Raw genomic sequence first — 22,115 nt, 5'->3', positions numbered from 1 at the left:
TCCTTAATCGTTCACTGTTCATTTAGGGAGTGGATAGGTTTTATTTTTCACCCTCATTCTCTCCCGGCGCGGTGGCTCTAGTTCTTCTTTTGCCACCGTTCTCATCTTTAGTTAGTCTAAACTACAGTAAATGAGTTATGTGATTTATCCAAGTCAGACTCCTTGTAGTGTAAGCATCTTGCTTGCGTGGGATGTTTTAACCTGTTTAGGAGCGATCGCCCTGTTTCCCTACCCTAAAAAAATAGAGCCACCGCCAAGGCTCAAATTCGATCGCTAAAATGATAAATAGATGTTGCTGCCAAGATAACCATGACCACCATTAACATCGGCTTTAGTGCACAAACCTGGGAAGAATACCATGCCCTTATCACCAAGCGTCATGCCGAAACCCTGACTCCCGAAGAACACAAGCAACTGATCCAAATGAGCGATCGACTTGAACAACTCAACGTTACCCGCATTCAAGCCTTAATTCAACTCGCAACCTTCCGCAACCAACCTCTGACAGACCTCATGCAGACCCTCGGCATCAATCCTCATCCCGATATCGTTGATTATGTCTGAATCCCGCCTCACACAGCAGCAACGACAATTCATTATGATTCGTAGCAAAAAAGGGAGCTTAGATTATGTTTGCCCTCGTATCACCAGAAAAAATTCAATTGCCTGTGGGTTCTGTAGTGCGCTTACCTGCAACCTGGCAAGATTATCAGAGTTTGTACGATCGCCGAGGAGATGGCTCAATTCCGCGTCTGAAGTATCGCAATGGAGAAGTATTGCTGATGTCACCTTTACCCGTACACGGAAAAGATGCAAACTTGATTGCTGACATTGTAAAAGCCATCCTAGATAGCGATGGGCGGGAATACGATGCGTTTACTCCTATCACCATGACAGTGCCAGAAGAAAGCGGAATTGAACCAGACTATTGCTTTTATATTAACAACTGGCAAGCAATTTGTGGCAAAAAGCGGATTGACTGGCAAAACGATCCTCCGCCAGATTTGGTCATCGAAATTGATGTTACCAGTTATTCCGACGTGCAAGATTATCTTCCCTATCGGGTTCCTGAAATCTGGCTATATAAGAAACAACAACTGTTAATTTATCGGCTGCAAGGTGCAAACTATCAAGTTCAAACCCAAAGCCTCTATTTTCCAGATTTCGATTTACAAAGTGCGATAGCCCGCTGTGTAGAAATTGCTTACCAACGCAACACCAGCGCTGCAATCCGCGATTTGAAGCAACAATTAGCTAATCGATAAGCGACAAACGCAATTCCACTCCAGACGAACTCGATCGAATCCGTCTATGATAATAAGTAGTTAGAATCCCAAAAAATGTATGCCAGTTGTAGCAGTTAAAACTTATATAGAGTATCGGAATGATGCCTATTTGGTTGAAGGAACTCGGATTTCTCTTGACTCGATCGCCTATGCTTTCCAACAAGGACTATCGCCCGAAAGTATTGTTCAGTCTTTCCCACTACTGACACTGGAACAGGTTTATGGGGCGATCGCCTTTTATCTAGCCAACCGCGCTGAAATCGACGCTTACTTAGCCGCCGAAGAAGCTGCATTTGATGCCATGCCTCAACCTCTACAAACCAGCGATCGAGCTTTGTACAACAAACTGATGGCAGCTAAGGCAGCAAGAAAGCAGGTACGATCGTGAATGTGCGCTATCAAGCTGATGCTGACTTAAATCAGGCGATCGTCACAGGATTACTGCGACGAGAATCTACAATCGACTTTCAAACTGCTTTTGCTGCTGGGTTAGAAGGCGTTAAAGATTTAGATGTGCTGGCAATTGCAGCACAGCAAAGACGTGTTCTTGTCAGCCACGATCGCAAAACAATGCCATCGGAATTTGCTGAGTTCATTACTACCAATCAGAGTGCTGGTGTCATTATTGTTTCCCGAAAAATACCGATGGAAGTTGTCATCGAAGAACTGCTGGTGATTTGGGCCGTATCTAGTGCAGAGGAATGGGTGGATCGTATTGCCAAGCTACCTCTGTGATGCAAACTAAAACTGATTTTTTACACTATAGCAACCGCCTTGGCGGTTGCTATAAGATTAATTCGACTGAATTTGTGCGTTCAAAACCTTAGAAATACGATCGCGCGTTTCCTCCAAATGAGCCCGCGTATAAGCATCCGCATTCCTGTCCAAATTCCGAATACTCTTGCTCAAACCCTCCCGCAACTGCCGCAACTCATACCACGCCAGAGTCCGCGCATCTTCAGGAACACTGGTTTTTCGCAGCACCATGCCGATCAAAATCGCCAAATGTTCCCGCTGCAACGATCGCCTAAAAGTCGAAATTTGGATCTTCTTTTCCGGCTGCAATACCTCTTTCCAGATATCTTTTTGCAAGGTATCAAACATTTCCGGCAACTTCAAAGCGCTTTCCGGCGATGATTTTAACTCCGCATCCCGCAGCCTCGTTAGCCGCACCGGAGATAGCAACACTCGCAGCACAAATCGCTGCATAAAAGTAATTCGATCGCCGATCGGGTAATCTAGAGGAAACACCAAAGCCGGACTTCCCCAGTGATCCCAACGCGCAGGTGCTAATTTATTCAGCAAATCCGGCGCAAAACTAAACGCATCGGGCGCAAATACGTACTTGTCAATGGTAGCCAAAGCTTCTCGTTGCTGCGAAAGTTCGATCGGCACAAACGGCAATTTCCCATTGATATCTCCTGGGCGAATCCGACTAAACGACTGTCCCCCCACATACAAAGTAGCATTCATCACCTGCTGAAAATAATACCCGAACACCGAATCAAACATCACCCGCAGTTCATTATAACCGTCTTCCCCAGCCGGAATGCGCTTTTCTAAACGCTTCCACATTGCCCTAGAATTATCCAATTGCGATTGCGAATACCTCAGCATATTGCCACTGAGATCGAAGGTATTCGCAGCGGGATCGAGATTGTCAACAGTATCCTCATCCGGCGCATAAGCTAATTGCGGTTCCCCCGCGCGACTGGCAATTTTTTGCAGCGCTGGTAAGTCACTGTTGGGGTTTAAGCCACCCATAACTTTGTAACCGTACTCGATCGCCCAATCGTCATAAGGCCCTACAATCGTTGGATAATAGTCACCCTGAACAGTTCCCTCCGGTGCCAAATTAATCGGCACATAATCCATCACCGAGGCCACCATACCTTGCGTGCGAGTTACCTGAGTATTGTTTAAATCCTCCGGTTGCAGCATCGTGCTCCCGTGAAAATTGTGCTTCAAACCGAGAGTGTGACCGACTTCGTGTGCAGTCAAATATCGGATATAATCATTAACATAATTCTCAATCGCTGGACTGCTAGGCGCTGCATTGTCCAACAGCGACATCGACATTGCCCCGATCGCAAATTGCCGACTCGATTCCAACCCAAAGCACAGATCAGAACTCGACATCAAGCGCGATAAAGGCGATCGCTTTTGCACTTGATATCGTTCCACCAAAGTCGGTAAATCATCAGCAATTCCACCTTGAGACTTTTCCCCGCTGCTTTTTCCTAAATCCCCATTGCCGAGCATCGGCAAATAGCGAGAATACATCCCGAACTGACAGGGATTAGTATTAGAGCCATTTCGCCCTTGAAAACTCTTCCCTAGCGATCGATTTTGTTCCACCAAAGACCGATATCCCTGTTTAATTTGCCGGACAATATTAGCATCCAACAAAATATCAGCATCCAAAATTTCCCCAGTCAGCGGATTAGTGCGAGACGGCCCCAGTCCGGCAAAATCCGACTCAAAAGAACTTGACCATCTAATAGTATTGTAGCGGACATCAGCCGGGTCCCATTTAGCATTATCCGGCATTTGTTTAACCTGAATTGCCTCAGTAAAACCTGCGTTTTCAAAAGCTTTGTTCCACTCCAAAATCCCCTCACGAATTGCATTTCGGTATTCCAGAGGCACATTATTTTCAATCCAAAAGACGATCGGCTGCACCGGAGGCGACAGCGGCGCTGTCGGGATTTGCTTTTGCAAATGCCAGCGATTGATATAGCGCACAAAAGGCTCCCGGCCGCTGTTGTCAGAAAAGTCTTTATATGCTGTCAGAAAATAGCCCACTCGCTCGTCTGCAAGTCTGGGGCGGTAGCCGTTATTCAGTGGCACTTCCGAGAAACTGTAGTGAATGCGGAGGTTAAAAGCGCGACTGTCAGGAATCGAAGGTAAATAGTTAACAGCACTGTCATTATCGCTGGAAAAACCGTAAATAGAAGCAATTTCTACATTCAGCGGAAACGCTTTCACATCTTTAAAATAAGATTTGTCGTCATCGATTGAGTAAGCCGCCCCCAAAATCGCCGGCAAAATCGCTTTAACCCCTGGTAAATCGCGCTTGTCGCTCATCAGCAAATCGCCTAAATCGATCAGCAGAGTTTGCCTTTGCGGATGAATGCTTTTGATCGGCAAAGAATAGAGAATCGACTCGCTAAATGCCCTTTCCACCGAACCCGCTTGCGGATCGCCCGCACTGGTGCGAAAATTGATATTCGGTATGACAAACTGCACGTTATTCTGGACGCGCCTCAGTTGAAATAAGAAATCTCCGATCGGCAATCCGCTCAAAATGCCCCCTTCTCCCAAACCAGAGGCTAATGTCACGAAACACAAAAACTTTTTATCGAGTTGTTGCGGTTTAATTTCCAGATAAACTTTATTAGTTGCTGGATTGCGGTAAAGTGTAAATAGTCCCTCTAACTTTGGCGCGTCTTTGACAACCTGCTCGAAGGGTTGCAGAGCTTCCTGTTCGGTACTTTGTTCCTTGTTGGGCGGCGGAGCTGATAAAGCAAAAGGTAAAAATAAACCTTTATACAAACTAAACAGGAAAAATGCTAGAGATAGTATAAAAAATATCAAAGGCAGATTTTTTCGGGGATTTTTAATCAGTTTGTTTCTGCTATTTTTAGAAAAAATTAATCTTTTCATGTTCAGTGTCCAGTTGCAGGAAAGAATTGTTTTGAGATAGTCGCATCCCAGGATTAATGATTGAAATAACAATCATTAATCTTGCTGAACCCGCCTTTACCATAAGATTTAAATCATTTAAATTCTAACAACAGGTAGCGATAGTTTTATGGTTGACGCGCGTGGTGACTAGAAACCGGGTTTCTCTGACAATTTTGCGTTTAGTAACGAGAAATATTCGTAGAAACCCGGTTTCTGAGATCTGCGTGCGTCAAGGAGTATTTTTCCCGCTATCTCCCTCGAACATAACAGACAACCTAGCTACCCACTAGCTTATAACTTCTCCCATTCTCTCCCTCTCCCATTCTCCCATTCTCATCTTCTACTTCTTCGCCGGCCAGGGAATCATCGGATCTTGAGCCAATCGCTTGGAAACTGCAAGAGCACCGTAACGGTTGAGATGGCTGGGGTCGGAAAAAGATTCCCGTGCTTGGGGCCACAATAAACTATTATCTCGGAAAATTAGTCCGCTTTGATCTGCTAATTGTTGCATATATTGCCGGAATTCTTGTTCGTAACCTGTCCGCACGGGGTCTAAATAATCGACCGTCAGAGGCATATTAACAAATACGAGATTGATGTTGCGAACTTTGGTAAATTCGATCATGTTTTTGAGTGCTACAGTTTGTTCCCCTGTCAATCTAAAATCTTGATAGTCGGTGTCGTAATATCCAGATACTTTGGCGTGTTTCTGAAAGTAAGTATCTGGATTGAAGCGGATGTCGATCGGCAAAAAGCCATTTGGTTGAAATTCACTGAGTGCTTTAGTAGCAGTTGGTTGAGCTTTTTCAGTCGTTGGTTTGTCTTCGGCTGCGGTTGCGGTGCTGTCGGTTAAAGCAGGGGCTGATGGATTAGCGATCGATCGCAAAAACCCTTTGAGTCGATCGCGCTTTTTGTAAGTTGCAGAACTATCCACCAACTTTTGGCTCAAAAATTGTTGAACATTCGCTTGACTTTGTTCCAAATTGTGCATCAATTCACCAGCACTCGCGATCGGATTGTTGGCAATTTCCTTCGCTGTTGGGGATTCTAATTGATTGGTGCGGATCAAAAAACTACCCCTGGCTAATTGTCTGTAACCTTCGGAAGAAGTGATCGCACTAAAAGTCAAATCCGGCCGCCCACTGTTGAGAGCTCTCGCCCCGTCCGCCAAAACCAGCAATTTCGGCAATTGTTGGGGCGGCAAAATCCGGCGGACGATCGAATCTACCACTTGCAGAGTAGCTCCATTCACCCCAAAATTGTAAGCCCTCAACCCCGGATAGCCCCCAGCAGCCAAAGCCGTTTCCAGAGCCGCCGGATCGATGCCCCGCAGCGCCCTAGAACTCCCCACAATTAAAATATCCGGCGGTTTTTTGTACTGGCGGATGTACTCTTGGTAGCGCGCAATCTGCTCATCAAGCTGCTCGCTCCTCAAAGTCGGAAACACCGGAGCAGCAGCAACATCAGCTACAGGAACGCTAGTATTTCCCGGTTTCGTAAACCCAGAACCGTTGAAAGCCTTGTCTCCGCTGGGTTCTGGCGATGGTTGTAACGGAATTTGAGGCAAATTTACCTCTTGAGACTCAGGAACCGGAGAGGGAGAGGGAGAGGAAGAATCGGGGTTCGTGAGAGAGGCTTGAACGTCGATATGAGGCTTGGGGGATGAATCTTGACAATTTGGGCCGCTGCAAACTTCGGAGGCTCTAGGAGCTTGACTAACCGTCGCAGATTTAAGAAATAGACCCAGGAACCAATCGGTATTGAAGGTCAGCAGGCAGCCTGCGATCAGCCAAATCAAGGCCATTCCCGCCACGCGATCGGCCTTCACGCCCCCCGGCGCCGCAGCATTCACTGACAAAGCGTCGTTGGGAACAAACAAACCCGAAGCGACAAGTGGCTGCACCACAGCATGAACTAACTGCTCGCCCAGCTTGTAGCCGGGGAGTCGGATTTTGAAGCGGGACCGCCAGTCGTCGGGCGCCGGAGCATCGAACACCAAATTCTCTCCCAAACCCGAAAAACTCCCATCCGCCACCGACGGCGCAAACTCCGGCACCGCTTCCTTGGACAAGACAGCCTGTTGCGAGGGAGCCGATGCGGGTATTGGTACTGATTCCCCGTCAACCGCCGTTTTAAGATCGATACCGTAGCGCCATAGGGGCATTTTCTGGCCAGCGCGGCGCCCGTAGACTCGCACAAGAGCCACTCCCGGAATTTTTAACTGCCGCAAGAATTTAGCCACTGGCGGGCCTACCTTCGACTGAGCAGGGCAAGTCACAGCTTCAGTCATGACGTGCAGCACGTCGGCTTTGTGCAGCGCCACAGCCCGAATTCCTCCCGTTTCCAGCTTCCGGTTTAGATTGGGATTGAGAAACCTGTTGAGCAAAAAAGTCAAGGCTAATTGGTCGCCTTCGGCTGCCAATATTCTGGGGTTTGCAGCTAAGTCTGGGTGGTGCGCTGCTGGTAAGTCTACCCAGTCGATCCACACTGGCGACTCCGGCTCCGTTTTGCTGTCGCTGGCGGGTTCTACGCCGTAGATAGTTGCTGCGCGGATGCCTTGGGGCGCGAAGGATGCTAACAAAGGGGCGATCGCATCGGTAGTTTGCTGTTGTTCAGGGTATTCTTGCCGTTTGGGTTTTTGTCCTTTTTTGACTGTTTTGCTACAAAACAAGTGCAGAGTTGCTTCTTTGAGGGTTGCTCGCACTTCGACTGTTGATGTCGCCAAGTGTTGGTTAAGCAGTTTGGTGATCGACTGTACGTCTCCCCAGCGAGCCCATTCTTTGAGAATTGTGTCCGGCGGTGTCAAATCCACCCGCAGCAGCCAGTCCGGCTTCGATTCGCCGCTCACTTGGCTGCCGATCACTGCTTCGACTACATCCTCTAGTTGTAGTTTCCGCAGCCTACTGGCGATCGGTTCTGCGAGCAAGGATGGTTCGGGGCTGTAAGCTGACTCGCACAGCACTAACAGCCGCCTTTCCTTGGACTTGAGAATTTGTGGCGCATTGGGGTGCAGGGTTTCCCGGCTGCTTTTGACTTCTTTTTCGCGAATGCTGACTTTGACAGAAACTCCCATCGGCCCAAGGATTTCGCTGAGATAGCTGGCGATCGCCTCTGGATAGCCCTGGCGCGCCAAAGTTTCGGCCGAAACCGTCAATGTACCGCCATCATCGCTGTCACCGGAGTGTATTTCAGGGGATTGAATCAAAGCCACCGCGCCGCGACTTCCCTGCTGATGCGTGGATATTTGCGGTGATTTCGCAGAAACGGGGGCACTGAAAGCTTCTCGCGCTGCCGAAGTGTCGATCGTCACTGGGGAAGTTTCAAAAACTTCTGGGTATTCAATCCGGGAGGCGATGGGGAAACTTGCTGTGTCAAAATCCATTTCTTCCCGCACCTGAGGCATTTGTGTCGGGGTTTCTACTGGTTCTGGTTTCAGTTTGAAGTTGCGGTTTTCTTTGGTGAATTTGCCGAAGAATCCGCCTTTTTTAGGACTTGCTGGCGGTTCGCTGTCGGGGGGACTCATTGGTGGTGGCACTTCGGAAATTTTTGATTCTGGTTCCGGTTGTTGTGGCTGTCGCTGTGGCTGTCGCTGTTTACCGCTGCAATCGAGCCGAACAGTCCAGTCGTTTTGTCGGGAACCGAGTTTGCGGCCGCACAGAAACAATTGGTAGATTTTAGTTCGATCGGGCAAAAGTCGCGTTAAATCAGTTTGTTCGATCGCGCTCTTAAATCTCGCCGTCACCAATTCCTGAGACGGACACAGCGCTGCTTCGCACAAAATATGCAGGTGATTTCCGCGCAAACGCGCTTGTACCTGCACTTCGGGCAGCCCTAAAGCGGACCAGGCCCACTGCGATGCGGGCGATCGATTGTCTGCCAATATACTCCCGTTCGCATTCAACATGGGACTTTAAATTTCGTCAAGGCTGGTTTTGTTTTCTACAGATAGCACAGTTTACAGGGTTTTACATACAATTCTTTTATTTGCCGAGCTTAAGCTTTGTATCTGGTTTAACCATTACTGCCCATCTCTGTCTTCCCTCGGCTGCGATCCGTTGGGGAATACTTTTTTCGGCTATAGCTCGAATGTATTTTGGCACAATTAGACCAGTTAAGCTAAGTCATTAGTCATTAGTCAAGTTGATTATTTCCCTTGTTGAGCAACCGCGCCCAACGATTAGGACGTTCTTAATTGCTCAAACCCTTGCTATTCTTCCTTCTGCTGTAAACTAAGGATACTGAATCACACAGGAAGAATCTATGCCGTCGGAAAACCAAGACTTACCCAAAACTCAAACTCCCAACAGTCCCAAGTTGCCAATTCCTTCAGATATTTTCTTGAGCTTAGCCGCCTTACCGATGCTGGGCGGGTTGCTGGCTGCCAAAGCTGCTGGTGAGTTTGTGAGTTCGATCGGCATTGAAAGCGAAGAAGTCTTTCGCGGTTCGCGCCTCCCGGTGCTCAACTTTCCTCACTCGCAGGACTAGAAATCTCAAGACAAGTAAGTTCAAAGCTAATTTTTTGACCAAAAACTTGACAATTAGTATAATCCGTGCTATGAAAATTTGTCTTTGCTTCTAACTTCTAGATAAGTGCCTTCACAAGATTAATTTCAAAACACCAGGGAAGGCAAGCCCCGTACTCCAAACTCTTAGGTCATCAGTCATCAGTCATCCGCAATCGCCAATCGAAAATTGTATAAGATGTCTCAAATGTGACTGCAAACAAAAGTGTTTTAGGCGAAACTAAACCATACAATTTTCTTGACACCCGCAGCTATTGAGGAACAGCCCGATGAGTTCAGTCCTCCAGTCTTCAGAACAGGCTATTGATTCAACATCTATTCCCCATTCTGCCCCTTACTCAAAATCAGACCTGTTTCTGCGCAATCGCCTCAAAGTAGTAGAGGACTTGTGGGAATCGGTGCTGCGACAGGAGTGCGGGCAGGAATTGGTGGATTTGCTCCAACAAATGCGATCGGTCAATTCCGCCGAGGGACAGGCCACTCACTTTCGCGAGTCGAATGTCCTACAGCTAATCGAAAAGCTCGATCTCAACGCAGCCATCCGCGCCGCACGGGCTTTTGCACTGTATTTTCAGTTAATCAACATTGTCGAACAGCACTACGAACAGCGAGACCAACAGCTAGCTTACGCTGGCAGCAACGATGCTAGCGGACGGATGTTTTCTAAGCTGCCGGGACAAGCAACTGATGCGCCCGATCGCCCGCGGCACAGGGAAGGCCCCGCCCAAACAGCTCTGAGCAAGGTAGACAGCAGCGAGGCGATCGCCAAAGATGCCGGAACATTTCACCAACTGTTCCCGATGCTACTGCGCTTAAACGTGCCCAGCCAGCAAATCCAGCGCTTGATCGATCAGTTAGACATCCGCCTAGTATTCACCGCTCACCCGACGGAAATTGTCCGCAACACGATCCGCACCAAGCAACGGCGGATGGCGAAGATTCTCCAAAAGCTAGACCAAGTTGACGAGAAATTTCAGGTGTTGGGGGCTGACTCTGAAAGCCCGTATCCGGTGTCTTCCTGGGAAGCTGCGACTCTGCAAGAGCAACTGATGGAAGAAATTCGCCTCTGGTGGCGCACTGACGAACTGCACCAATTCAAGCCGACTGTGCTTGACGAGGTGGAGTACACCTTGCACTACTTCGACGAAGTGCTGTTTGATGCGATTCCAGAGCTCTACCAACGCTTAAAGCAAGCGCTGCACGCTTCTTACCCTTACCTGAAACCACCTAGTTACAATTTTTGCAAGTTCGGTTCTTGGGTAGGCTCCGACAGAGACGGCAATCCTTCTGTTACCCCGAAAGTTACTTGGCAAACTGCTTGCTATCAACGCCATTTAGTGCTGTGCAAGTACATCAGTGCGGTGAAACGGTTGAACGAACTTTTGAGTTTGTCGCTGCACTGGAGCGACGTATTGCCGGAATTGCTGGAATCTCTCGATCGCGACAAATCGGAATTTCCCGAAGTTTACGAGCAGTGGGCGATCCGCTACCGCCAAGAACCTTATCGCTTGAAACTAGCCTACGTGCTCCAGCGGCTGGAAAATACGCGCGATCGTAATTGGCGCCTCTACAAAGGAGACGAGTTGCAGCGGGAGCGCGAAGCTTTGTCCGAACATCCCGGAATGACCGGCCTTTATCGATCGGGAACCGAGTTTTTGACCGAGTTGCAGCTCATCGAGCACAATTTAATCGAAACCGGTTTGAGCTGTCGGGACTTGGAAAATCTGCTTTGTCAAGTAGAAATTTACGGGTTTAATTTGGCTTACCTAGATATCCGCCAAGAGTCAACAGTACACTCCGACGCTTTGAGCGAAATTGCTGAATACTTGCAAATTTTGCCCAAGTCTTACAATGAAATGTCGGAATGCGATCGAGTGATCTGGCTAGCAACAGAATTGCAAACTCGCCGCCCATTAATTCCAGCAGAATTGCCCTTTTCTCCCAAAACTTGCGAGACGGTTAATACCTTCCGCATATTGCGGCAAATGCACCAGGAGTTCGGCCCGGAAATTTGCGAAACCTACATCATCAGCATGACCCACCATGTCAGCGATATACTGGCGGTTTTGCTGTTAGCAAAAGAATCAGGACTTTACGATCCAGCAACAGGAATTAGCAGCGTTCAAGTAGTCCCCTTGTTTGAAACGGTGGAAGATTTGAAAAAAGCACCGGAAATAATGCAGCAGATATTTGAACTGCCGCTTTATCAGGCTTTGCTAAGCGGAGGATACGCGCAGGAAGTAGCAAAACAAAGCGAACAAAATCCACAATCGACAATCGATCATGTCAGATTGCAAGAGGTGATGCTGGGCTATTCCGACAGCAACAAAGATTCTGGTTTCCTCAGCAGCAATTGGGAAATTCACAAAGCTCAAAAAGCTTTACAAATGGTTGCCGAAAAGCACCAGGTAGAGTTGCGAATTTTTCACGGTCGGGGCGGTTCTGTAGGGCGCGGAGGCGGCCCTGCTTACAAGGCGATTTTGGCTCAGCCCGGAAAGAGTATCAGCGGGCGAATTAAGATTACCGAACAAGGCGAGGTTTTGGCTTCTAAATATTCTTTGCCGGAGTTGGCGCTTTACAATTTGGAAACTGTGGCGGCGGCGGTAATTCAAGCTAGTTTACTGCACACTGGTTTCGATGGCATCGACTCTTGGAACGAGATTATGGAAGAGTTATCGGCGAAATCGCGATCACACTACCGCCATTTAATCTACGAACAGCCGGATTTAGTCGATTTCTTCCACCAAGTTACCCCGATTCAAGAAATCAGCCAGTTGCAAATTAGTTCTCGCCCGGCCCGGCGCGGCGGCAAGAAAGACATCAGCGGTTTGCGGGCAATTCCGTGGGTGTTTAGCTGGACTCAAAGCCGCTTTTTGCTGCCTTCTTGGTACGGTGTCGGTACGGCTTTGCAAGAATTTTTGCTGGAAGAACCGGAAGAACACATGAAACTTTTGCAGTATTTCTACTTGAAATGGCCGTTTTTTAACATGGTAATTTCCAAGGTGGAAATGACGTTATCTAAGGTAGATTTGCAAATTGCAGAACACTACATGAGGGAATTGGCTTTGCCTGCTGACAGAGAGCGTTTTAAGGCTTTATTCGATCAAATTTCTGCCGAATTTTACTTGATTCGGGATTTGGTTTTAACTATTACCCAGCATGAACGTTTGTTGGATGGAGATCGATCGCTTCAGCGATCCGTGCAGTTGCGAAATGCCACGATTGTGCCTTTGGGTTTGTTGCAGGTTTCGCTGCTAAAACGCTTGCGGCAGCACGGTAATGGCGGGATTCCGGGGGTGATTCACTCCCGTTACAGCAAGGGTGAATTGTTGCGCGGAGCTCTGCTGACGATTAATGGTATTGCTGCTGGGATGCGGAATACGGGTTGATTGTTTTGAGTTTTGAAGTAGTAAGGTGCGCACTGCGCACCCTACTACGCCGAAGGTGCGTATTGTGCATCTGAAGAATGGTAAGGTGCGCATTATTGCGGTACAATCTTTGATTTTAAGTAGTTGGACAGAATTAATTACACAAAAATTTGTCTGAAATCTTTACTTAGCAAAAATTAGCAAGAAATCATAGTGTAATTAATTCTGTCGGGTTACTTTTTAACTCTTCCTTCTTCCTTCTTCCTTCTTCCTTCTTCCTTCTTCCTTGTGCTATATGTCTAAACGCAAACAGTCTGAAGGTTGTCGCCCGATGCTGCGGCGCACTTTTTTATTTTTTATGGGCATAGCTTTAGCTCGGATTTTGGCTGATTATTTTGCGATCGCCCAAAACCGAGATAATTTCTTAACTGTTGTGGGTCAATTGTGGCAAAAGTCCCTCGCTTTTTTCTCAAAACAACAATCCAATCAAACTCCTCTACCTCTACCCAACAATCCCACCGTAAAATTAGATAAAAATCCTCAAAAATTGCCCAACAATCCCATCGTCAAATCCCCCAAAATCACTCAACCAAACGCCACAAATTATCCTGTGGCGCAGTCTCAACCTCAAATTATCAGACGTTCCGCTAATCAAGCAAAACCCGTACAAGTCAGCAGCCAAACTCTAGCTGGCGCAAGCTTTTATCTCACAACTATTGACCTTGCAGACCCCGAAATTTATATCACAATTGGGTTGTCTAATGATGCAACTTTAGCAAATAATTCTAAAGTAACGCACGGCGACGAACCTTTTGAAAATATGGTGGGGCGTTACCGGGCTGCTGTTGTTGCTAATGGCACTTTTTTTGGCAAAGATGACCAGAAAGCTGTGCTGGGTAATATGGTGGCTGCTGGTAAGTTTCTCAAATACAGCCGCTGGGAAAATTACGGCACGACTTTGGGAATTAAAGCGGGAAATCAATTGGAAATGGTGACAGCTAGAATCGAAGGTAAGCCGGATTGGAGTCAACATTGGTTTTCTCTGACTTGCGGGCCGAGATTGGTGAAGCAGGGGAAAGTTTGGCTGTCTCCTTTATCGGAAGGTTTTAAAGATTCTCATGTTTTGGGCGTGGGTTCGAGAACGGCGATCGGCTTTCCGGCTTCGGGGGATAAGTTATTTTTGGTGACTTTTCTTGACAGTTTGTCTCTGGAAGCAGAAGCTAAAGTTATGCGGGTGATCGGCTGTTTGGAAGCGATGAATTTGGACGGGGGCGCTTCGGTGGGTTTGGCTCATCAAGGGCAGATTTTATTGCCACCGGGACGGAATTTGACGAATGTGCTGGCTGTTTACGATCGCGAATATCCTGCACCACTTCAATTAAAGCAGTCTTGGGAACGCTTTCAAAAGGGCGATCGACCTTCTCCCGATCCGTCTGTTTTTTTTGATTGATCTAGGAAGAAGAATGAAGAAGGAAGAAGATCGGAGGTACGGTTGAAACCGCGCCTACACAAACGATGTCCGCCGACGCGGACTTAAGAGGATATTGTAATCGCTCGCTCTTCAACCCGCTCCCGTCGGGTGCAAGCTTGTATAGACGCGGTTTTAACCGCCGATTCTTCTACTACGGGGAGTTTTCCCATTCGGGGGTAAGCTTGCGGAAATTGTATTTAGATGCACCGGGGTGACAAGTCACACAACTGCTGATATTTGCTGGTTGCGGCAGCTTGACTCTGGGGTGCAAAGCTTTGAAATAGCGAGAGCTGGCGACTCTGTAGGCGAGTTCTTCGTCTTTGGCTTGGGGACGCGAATAAGTTTGTAAGTAGTTCCAGACTAGCAGCCTGGGCGGGTCTACTAGGAGTTTCAGGGTTTGTCCGTAGTGTTGGGGATCTTGCAGCAATCGACGCCAGGTTTCTGTTGGCAATACTTGTGGGGGTAAGCCGATGTGACAGGTGGCGCAGTTTTCTAGGTAGAGTTGCTGTCCGAGTTGGTAGCGTTCGGGGATGCGATCGACAGTTCCATTATCCTCAACGGCAGACACTTGAGCAAGTCGCGCCGGAGTGTTGGAATTGGCAGTCTGGGCTGCCACCAATCCGCCTCCGGTACAACAGACAATTATCAACACCAGTAATGTTGAGTAAAGCTTCCGCAAGCCACGAGAGCGATGGTTGTGGAGAGTTTCGTAATTCATTCTGTTTCTGCGTTCTGGCTGCTAATTTCTGCGGTCTGGAGGAGTTTTTTGCCAGCCCGCATGATGGATTGGTTTTCTAGATCACTGGTATGCTCATGCCTTCGCGGGCCAAGCAGCTATTGGCGAACACTGCTTGCACGTCTGCTTCAACGCCATCGAGAAAATTGTCATCATGACTAGGATCGTGATGAAACATCACGATCTTTTTGACTCCCGCAGCTTTTGCTATTTCTACTCCGGCTTGCCAAGTCGAGTGTCCCCAGCCAACTTTCGGGTTTTTGAAGTCGTAATATTCTTCGTTGGTGTAGTTGGCGTCGTAAATCAGCACGTCGGCGTCGCGAGCTAGGTGTACCACATTCTCGTCGAGCCGATCGGGAAAATGCTCTGTATCGGTGCAGTAGACGGCCGTGTGTCCCTGCCAGGTGACTCGATATCCGATCGCAGTATTGGGGTGATTGAGCAGTGCCGTTTCGATTTTCACATCATCGAGTTCGACAATATCCCCCGGCGTCAAATCGTTAAATTTGAGGTCTGACTGCATCACCTGGATAGGGACTGGAAAATTGGGGTGGTGCATTTGGTCTGCCAGACGCTGTTTGATTGTAGTGCCGTTAGGGGCGATCGCTCCGTAAATATGAAAACAATTGCCCTTAATAAAAGCTGGGACAAAAAATGGGAATCCTTGAATGTGATCCCAGTGAGTGTGACTGAAAAACATATGGGCTTCCACCGGCATTTGGCGCAGTAGATTGATACCCAGAACTCGCAAACCCGTGCCGCCGTCAAAGATCAGGCGTTTTTCGCCCAACCGCATTTCTACGCAAGAGGTGTTACCTCCGTAGCGAATTGTTTTGCTGCCGGGGGTGGCTATGCTACCCCGCACGCCCCAAAACTGAACGACAAACTCGGTCAAAGGACTATTTTCCATAGTGGCTTTCTGATCGGAAGGCTGTGGATTGGCTTGAGAGGGTGCGGAATCTGGCATCTTTTTTAGGTTTGGGCGCAGGAACTTGGCAGTTGAGATCTTAGTGTTTAGTTTTTAGTTTTTAGTTTTTTAGCAATCCGTACTATAAAACGCCTTATAGGAAAATTATCCCAGTACCGAACCCGGAAATCAGACTTATCGAACACTTGGGCTGCGATCTGCCTCAACCTTACCCGGTGGGTTGGTGTCACAAATGTCACGCTTGAGAGACCATTTTTGCAGCAAGTGGGCTGCCCGGCGTGCGGAACAGTCCTGAGATTAAGATAGCGTTGATGTCAGTGTTCGGGTACACTTTCCTCAAAACTAGAACGCATTCGCAAGCTTGCTGATAATTTGCGCTTAATCTTGCTGTATGAGTAGTATTTTTTTTCAAGATTGTGGCCGGGGTGGATGGTTGAGGAATGCCGTTCCGATGGCTCGGCATTCACCAATGATTTGATATTTTACCCACCCTCTCCTCGACTGCACGTCCTAGACGCGGATCGGTTGCGTTAAGTTCGGCTTCCTAAATTTTTAGTCCGGTTGCAGTCGAGGGTATCGGCGCAGGAGGGCTTATTTGCGATCGGCTGCGATGCACTTTTCGACTAACGGCATTACTAGATCGACATCTTGCCAACCCAGAATTTCGGTTACTTTTTTCTCCAAATTTTTGTAGGTTCTAAAAAATTCGGCTATTTCGTCCAAGCGGTGGGGCGCTAAGTCTTTGAGGGACTTCACATGAGTGTAACGGGGGTCTTTGTCGGGAACGCACAGCAGTTTTTCATCTCTGTCGCCTCCGTCGATCATTTCCAGCATTCCGATCGGGCGGGCCGCAATGACGCACCCTGGAAATGTGGGCTCATCCATCATCACCATAGCGTCGAGCGGGTCGCCGTCGTCGCCCAAGGTGTTGGGTATGAAGCCATAGTCGCAAGGGTATTGCACTGAGGCATAAAGCACCCGATCGAGTGCAAAGGCTTGCATCTCTTTATCAAACTCGTATTTGTTTTTGCTACCGGCGGTGATTTCGATCAGCACATTGAGCACTCCTGGTTTTGGTCGTGCCGGAATTAGCGATAAGTCCACAATAATATCTCCAAGTTAACAGGTGAGCGGGGGTGAATGCGATATCAGTGTTTGTGGGCGAACCTTACTTTTTTAGCCCTCGCTGTGCAATCCCCAGACTTGGGCGATGCAGAGCTAGTTGCTATAAGTCAAGTTGAGCTTTCCTGAGAACCGCTACAGGTTTTGACTGGGGATTGGGATTTGAATCTCAAATTTCCTATTTCCCATTGTTCAACCCCTTTCATAGCATTTTAAGAGCGATCGGGCTTTCTCCAAAGCTTTATTATTGTCGAGACATATTTCCTTACGGCACTTTGCCACAAATTTCCGCGCGGCAGGCGGATTTTTCCAAAGCGAGTGGCTATTTTTGGGATCTAGAACTCGATCGCTGCGTCACGTACTGAGTCTGATTCCGTCGATGTTTTGATGCGCCCGAGTTTATTTGAGCGGAATCGAACTCGCAATCATTTCGTCGGGATCGATCGCCAACCTCATGTTTTGGTTGAACTGCCCTGATGTCGGGCAACTTGCCTTGCTCCTAGTCTCCCTACTGAATATTTGCGGTGTGGCGATCGAGCCTGTGATACATAGTGTCGAGCGATCGCACGTCATTTATCATTTAACGTTGAATTTGCTTGTAAATTGACTGCACTACGTCGAGCAGGCTCAAGACTTGCTGCCATTCGGGGGCATCGGGTTTGTAGCTTTTGGCGCGCTGAGTTTTTAAACTCTGGTGCAACAGATTCAGCAACGCATCTGGAGACTCGAAGGAGCTCTCATCTTCATCTTTTGGACTGCCGGCTGCATTTTCTATGGTTTCTTTGATGCTTTGTGCCTTATCTGCCAGAGTCAAAGCTCTTCCCGCCATGTTTTCTGGCATTTTTGGCCGTTCGGACAAAGACTGGTGGGTCAGTTCTTCGAGCAGTTGGCGGACTTGAGCCACCCATTCGAGATCGCTGACCGAAAACGAATCAGATTTAAACGCTTGCACCTGTGGTCTTTGCTGAATGCTTTGTAATTTTTGGAGCAGGGGAAGAGACTTTAGAGTGATGTTTTCGGGGATTCTAGGGATATCTGACAGCGAACTGCGGGCAATCTCTAGCAATAGTTGGTAAACCTGATCTACCGACTCAATATCTCCCGATTGCGAATTCCAATTATCCATAACTGATGCTAGTAGTTTTCTATATCTAAGACTAGAACGTTAGCTTTCTGCTGAAAGCAAGCTGCTTTTAGGAGCCGCCAAAGTTATTAAGACTTACGGGGGCGGGGTGAAAAACCCGGTTTTTGAGTTGATATTGCGTCACCTTTTCCCCAGATTTTTCTTAGAAACTAGGTAATGCTGGCGCAAGTCCTAACTCTTTTGGAAGCTCTTCTGAAGGTAGAAGTGCTTAGTTTGTTGTCGCCAAACACCGCAAAACAGGGGTATCTGGCGATCGCGAGGCAAAGCCTCAGTCCACGTCTGGTTATCTAACAATCATACCTGTTAGAGCTGATTTAAAATTGCCCCAACAGGATATTAATGTTAATTGGTCGGATGGGAGGGCGGGGCGATCGCGATCGCCCCGTCCGCACCCAGGCGCCGCTGCTATTTTTCTGTGAGATTCCACACCCCGTCCCAGTTTAGTACGTCGGGAGGGCTGAGCTTATATAGCCCACAGCGATCGACGTGTAATTTAGCTGCCTTGTTTTTGGGTTCAACTTCCAGAACGAGGTTAAATTCGTGTTCCGCCTCTCTAAAAGCTTGCTTGGCTTTTGGTTCTAAAGCTTTCTTAAACTCGCCGAGGAGTTTTTTGACGCGATCTAATCCCAGATTTTCAAATTCCTCATCTAACTTTTCTGCAACTGTCTGGGAGGCCCGGCTTTTAATTTTAGCCTGCAATAGCTGCCTAATCTCTGCGGGTTTCAGCCTCTTAATTTTGGGATTTGACGGTTCTAAGATATCTGCTTCCAACAGTTTTTTGACTTCGCCCTCTTGCAAGTTTTTCACCTCATCTGCTGATAGCTGCTTAATTTTTGCTTGCAGCAGAATTTTGGCTTCATCTTCCGAGAGGTTTTTGAGACCTTCCAATTTCAGCAGTTGGATTTCTGGCTGCAACAGCACGATCAGTTTGTCTGCTTCGGACAGATTTTTGGAATCGTACTCTGACAGCTTTTTCAGTTGATGTAACAACTTTTTAAGTTCCTGTTCCAACTGTTTCTCAACACTGTAGGAAAGTTTCTTAATTTCTGGCTCCGGCATTTGCGCGACATTATCTAAGATTTTTTTCACCTCATCATCGGTTAGTTTTTGAGTGACTGGTGTCTTGTAATGTTCGCGAGCCTTATTGTAATGTTCTACAACTTGTTGCTGTGTGTCGTTGAGGTCGTCGCCAACTGCTGAGTATCCCTTGCAGATGCCGACAAGTTCATAAACGATTACGGGTTCGCTTTTGCCTTTAACGGTAATAAAGTCTAGTTCCCGCACGTGGAGTCGCTCTTTGTATTCTTTGTAGGTATTGTCGCTGATGATCAAGTCAGTGCCGTACTGCTTGCTAGCGCCTTCTAAGCGAGAGGCGAGGTTTACGCCGTCTCCGATAGAAGTCAATTCCATGCGCTTACTTGAGCCGATGTTGCCGCTGACAACTTGATCGGAATGTATGCCCATACCGATACTGATTGGCAACTCGCCATTAGCTATGCGCTCTTCATTGAATTTGTTCAGTTCTGATCGCATTTTCACGGCGGTTTGCATCGCGCACCAAGCATGATCTTCTAGGGGCGCCGGAGAGCCGAAAACTGCCATCAGAGCATCGCCAATGTATTTGTCGAGAGTGCCTCCGTACTCGAATACAACATCTACCATCACTTCAAAATATTTGTTGAGCATCACCACCACTTCTTCGGCTTGCAATTTTTCCGTAAGTGTGGTATACCCGCGAATATCTGAGAACAGCACCGAAACGTTTTTACGCTTGCCGCCCAATCCATGATCCCCTGAAGCTAACAGCGCTTCGGCTACTTCGGGGGTCATATAACGGTACATCAAGTTTTTGACTTGCTTGGCCTCGCTAATATCTTCCATAACGACTAATGCACCGTTGACCTTGTTGGAGTCAGTAGCATCCGTCATTGAGTTAATCGAGAGATTGATACTCTGCGGTTTTCCTTCACAGGAAAGCAAAACTCGATCCGGGTAATACTGCTGGCGATCTTTATCGTTTTTGGGAGACAAAGACGCATCGAACCACTTGGCAAAATCGCCTTTTTCTAACTTAATTAACTCGCGCAAAGATTGACCTTCGGCTAATTCGGTCTTGCTCTCACCCAGTAATAATTTTTTGGCACTGGGATTGGTCGCTACTATATTGCCTTTTTTATCGGTAGAAATGACGCCGTTAGTGAGGGCGTGCAGCATATCTTTTTGTCTTTGTTCTTGCTGTTTGACTTCTGCAAACAGTTTGGCATTTTGCAGCGCCACTCCGGCTTGGATGTTAAACGACTTCATGAATTCCAAATCGTTTTTATTGAAACTCGCTTTCCACTGTTCGGGGGCGTGCGGCCAATCTGCTGGGTTGTAGGGAGGGAATTCTCCTTGTCGTTTTTTGTTGACTAACTGTGTAACTCCAATCAATTTTTGGTCTGAGTTAAACACTGGCATACACAGCATACTGCAAGTGCGGTAGCCTGTTTTTTCGTCGGTTGCTCGGGCAACGGCGGCGCGGGGGTCGTTGTACACGTCAAAGGGAATCAGCAGCGGTTCGCTGGATTGGGCAACTATGCCTGCAAAACCTGCGGTTCTGGGTATGCGAATTTCTGTAAGTTTGCCTTCGATGTTGGGGAGTTTCGTCCACAGTTCATTTTTATCTTCGTCGATCAGCCACAGGGTGCTGCGATCGGCATTCATGAGTTCTTTTGCCTGATCCATCACCCTTTTTAGGGTATCTTCTAAGTCGAGACTGCTCTTAGAAAGAGCGTTTACGGCATTCATCAGCGCCGTGGCGGCCCGCTGTCTCTGAGTTGCTGCGTAGAAAGATTTGGAGGATTCGAGAATCAGACGAATTGAGGGAGCAAATTCATTGAAAACTCGTTCGTCTTCTTCCGTGAATCCACTCGTGTCGATTTTTTCGTGAATTGTACTGTGATTGTCGTGATTCGGTTTTAATTTATTAATCAGTTGAACGACAGCTACTAACTCGTTTGTTTCTTCCTTTACCAGGGGCATTGCCAGCATCGTATAAGTGCGGTAGCCCGTTATTTCATCGGTTTTTTTGGCGTTAGCCGATCGCGAGTCGTTGTAAAAATCGTAAGGGATGTTAACCACTTTTTTCTCCGTGGCTACTTCTCCGGCAATACCCACGTGGGCGGGAAATCTGATTTCTATGCTTTCGCCCTTTTCGTTTTTAGCGACGAGCGCCCAGAGTTCACTTTTGTTGTCGTCTAATAAAAATATCGTGGTGCGATCGGCACTCAGTAATTCCCCTGTTTTGAGGGTAATCGACTGCAACATATCATTGAGGATAGCGTCAAATCCCTCGCTCTCCAGGATGTTGTCGAGCATTCCCAGGGTTTGATTGACAACCTTAAGTTTTTCTTCTACTTCCTTAACTGCTGCTACGGAACTTTCCTTATTTAGGTTGGCAAGAATGTTGGTGACTCCTTGCCGCGGGATAATGGCACTGCTAGCAGGGGCAGCAACAGGAGGAGGGGGCGGAGGCGTAGGGGCGGAGTAGCGTTCTTGATGATTATTTTCACTGCCGATAGGAGTGACATCTATCACGTTGTCGAGAGAAGAGTAATTGGTGGAAGATGCAGGAGAATTCATAGACCTTTACAGAAGCTTATTAGTGTAAGGGTTAGTCTAAGCTAGGACAGCGGGCAAGTTCATTTTTTGGGTCACAGGTCGCACAAGACTGAAGTATCTGTGAAACTATTTCCCAGTTTACAGAAGTCGGGGCCTTGGGCAAGGGGATTTCTGTTGAAATTGCTGCTCAACTGCGAGTCAGTCGGTAAGGCCGCTGTGCAATTGCTGGAATCTTTTTAGAGATTGCGAA

General features: G+C 47.7%; 15 protein-coding genes. 7 read left to right on the top strand and 8 right to left on the bottom strand.

The features are described from left to right. Positions 1-309 precede the first annotated feature (309 nt). The 4 genes from K4039_RS05600 to K4039_RS05585 all read left to right on the top strand — a co-directional run bounded on the left by K4039_RS05600 (position 310) and on the right by K4039_RS05585 (position 2,021). Positions 310-564 (top strand): hypothetical protein, encoded by a 255-nt coding sequence (locus K4039_RS05600; protein WP_265234140.1) that lies wholly within the window; start codon positions 310-312, stop codon positions 562-564. A gap of 65 nt (positions 565-629) precedes the next feature. Next, positions 630-1,265, top strand: coding sequence for a Uma2 family endonuclease (locus K4039_RS05595; RefSeq protein WP_265234139.1), 636 nt, complete (start codon positions 630-632; stop codon positions 1,263-1,265). A gap of 79 nt (positions 1,266-1,344) precedes the next feature. Then, entirely contained in the window at positions 1,345-1,674 is a 330-nt protein-coding gene (locus K4039_RS05590) for a DUF433 domain-containing protein (RefSeq protein WP_265234138.1), read from the top strand. Beyond that, on the top strand, positions 1,671-2,021 hold the full coding sequence (locus tag K4039_RS05585) for a DUF5615 family PIN-like protein (RefSeq protein WP_265234137.1): 351 nt from the start codon (positions 1,671-1,673) through the stop codon (positions 2,019-2,021). The genes K4039_RS05590 and K4039_RS05585 overlap by 4 nt, the downstream gene beginning before the upstream one ends. 57 nt (positions 2,022-2,078) lie before the next feature. Here the strand turns inward: K4039_RS05585 and K4039_RS05580 are convergent, their stop codons facing one another. Together K4039_RS05580 and K4039_RS05575 are read right to left on the bottom strand one after the other, a co-directional pair. Further along, positions 2,079-4,952, bottom strand: coding sequence for a zinc-dependent metalloprotease (locus K4039_RS05580; protein WP_265234136.1), 2,874 nt, complete (start codon positions 4,950-4,952; stop codon positions 2,079-2,081). A 361-nt stretch (positions 4,953-5,313) separates the two neighbouring features. Further along, complete coding sequence (locus K4039_RS05575; protein ID WP_265234135.1) at positions 5,314-8,877, bottom strand: hypothetical protein; 3,564 nt, start codon at positions 8,875-8,877, stop codon at positions 5,314-5,316. A gap of 356 nt (positions 8,878-9,233) precedes the next feature. Between K4039_RS05575 and K4039_RS05570 the strand changes: the two genes are divergently transcribed. The 3 genes from K4039_RS05570 (at position 9,234) to K4039_RS05560 (ending at position 14,314) form a co-directional block, all read left to right on the top strand. After that, complete coding sequence (locus K4039_RS05570) at positions 9,234-9,458, top strand: hypothetical protein (protein WP_265234134.1); 225 nt, start codon at positions 9,234-9,236, stop codon at positions 9,456-9,458. Positions 9,459-9,765: 307 nt separating this feature from the next. After that, the gene (ppc, locus tag K4039_RS05565; RefSeq protein ID WP_265234133.1) at positions 9,766-12,885 is read left to right on the top strand and encodes a phosphoenolpyruvate carboxylase; all 3,120 of its coding nucleotides are present in this window, start codon (positions 9,766-9,768) and stop codon (positions 12,883-12,885) included. Positions 12,886-13,159: 274 nt separating this feature from the next. Further along, the gene (locus K4039_RS05560) at positions 13,160-14,314 is read left to right on the top strand and encodes a phosphodiester glycosidase family protein (RefSeq protein ID WP_265234132.1); all 1,155 of its coding nucleotides are present in this window, start codon (positions 13,160-13,162) and stop codon (positions 14,312-14,314) included. 172 nt (positions 14,315-14,486) lie between these two features. On the opposite strand, the gene K4039_RS05555 is transcribed toward K4039_RS05560, so the two are convergent. The 6 genes from K4039_RS05555 to K4039_RS05530 form a co-directional block, all read right to left on the bottom strand. After that, complete coding sequence (locus tag K4039_RS05555) at positions 14,487-15,053, bottom strand: diheme cytochrome C (RefSeq protein WP_265234131.1); 567 nt, start codon at positions 15,051-15,053, stop codon at positions 14,487-14,489. 76 nt (positions 15,054-15,129) lie between these two features. Then, positions 15,130-16,038, bottom strand: a complete 909-nt coding sequence (locus K4039_RS05550; RefSeq protein ID WP_265234130.1) for an MBL fold metallo-hydrolase — start codon at positions 16,036-16,038, stop codon at positions 15,130-15,132. A gap of 552 nt (positions 16,039-16,590) precedes the next feature. Then, entirely contained in the window at positions 16,591-17,103 is a 513-nt protein-coding gene (locus tag K4039_RS05545) for an inorganic diphosphatase (protein ID WP_265234129.1), read from the bottom strand. Positions 17,104-17,520: 417 nt separating this feature from the next. Beyond that, entirely contained in the window at positions 17,521-17,694 is a 174-nt protein-coding gene (locus K4039_RS05540; protein WP_265234128.1) for a hypothetical protein, read from the bottom strand. A gap of 7 nt (positions 17,695-17,701) precedes the next feature. Further along, entirely contained in the window at positions 17,702-18,247 is a 546-nt protein-coding gene (locus K4039_RS05535; RefSeq protein ID WP_265234127.1) for an inorganic pyrophosphatase, read from the bottom strand. A 423-nt stretch (positions 18,248-18,670) separates the two neighbouring features. Continuing rightward, a complete protein-coding gene (locus tag K4039_RS05530) occupies positions 18,671-21,886 on the bottom strand; it encodes a GAF domain-containing protein (RefSeq protein ID WP_265234126.1) in 3,216 nt (1,071 codons plus the stop codon). Positions 21,887-22,115: the final 229 nt, after the last annotated feature.

Origin of the sequence: Lyngbya sp. CCAP 1446/10 (assembly GCF_026130175.1) — a bacterium.
Classification (GTDB): Bacteria; Cyanobacteriota; Cyanobacteriia; order Cyanobacteriales; family Microcoleaceae; genus Microcoleus.
This window is presented reverse-complemented; position numbering and strand designations above follow the sequence as displayed.

Bases quoted from the DNA above. Each gene is read 5' to 3' on its own strand.
- K4039_RS05600 (WP_265234140.1), top strand. From the start codon at position 310: ATGACCACCATTAACATCGGCTTTAGTGCACAAACCTGGGAAGAATAC.
- K4039_RS05595 (WP_265234139.1), top strand. From the start codon at position 630: ATGTTTGCCCTCGTATCACCAGAAAAAATTCAATTGCCTGTGGGTTCT.
- K4039_RS05590 (WP_265234138.1), top strand. From the start codon at position 1,345: ATGCCAGTTGTAGCAGTTAAAACTTATATAGAGTATCGGAATGATGCC.
- K4039_RS05580 (WP_265234136.1), bottom strand. From the start codon at position 4,952: ATGAAAAGATTAATTTTTTCTAAAAATAGCAGAAACAAACTGATTAAA.
- K4039_RS05575 (WP_265234135.1), bottom strand. From the start codon at position 8,877: ATGTTGAATGCGAACGGGAGTATATTGGCAGACAATCGATCGCCCGCA.
- K4039_RS05570 (WP_265234134.1), top strand. From the start codon at position 9,234: ATGCCGTCGGAAAACCAAGACTTACCCAAAACTCAAACTCCCAACAGT.
- ppc (WP_265234133.1), top strand. From the start codon at position 9,766: ATGAGTTCAGTCCTCCAGTCTTCAGAACAGGCTATTGATTCAACATCT.
- K4039_RS05560 (WP_265234132.1), top strand. From the start codon at position 13,160: ATGTCTAAACGCAAACAGTCTGAAGGTTGTCGCCCGATGCTGCGGCGC.
- K4039_RS05555 (WP_265234131.1), bottom strand. From the start codon at position 15,053: ATGAATTACGAAACTCTCCACAACCATCGCTCTCGTGGCTTGCGGAAG.
- K4039_RS05550 (WP_265234130.1), bottom strand. From the start codon at position 16,038: ATGCCAGATTCCGCACCCTCTCAAGCCAATCCACAGCCTTCCGATCAG.
- K4039_RS05540 (WP_265234128.1), bottom strand. From the start codon at position 17,694: ATGACGTGCGATCGCTCGACACTATGTATCACAGGCTCGATCGCCACA.
- K4039_RS05535 (WP_265234127.1), bottom strand. From the start codon at position 18,247: ATGGATAATTGGAATTCGCAATCGGGAGATATTGAGTCGGTAGATCAG.
- K4039_RS05530 (WP_265234126.1), bottom strand. From the start codon at position 21,886: ATGAATTCTCCTGCATCTTCCACCAATTACTCTTCTCTCGACAACGTG.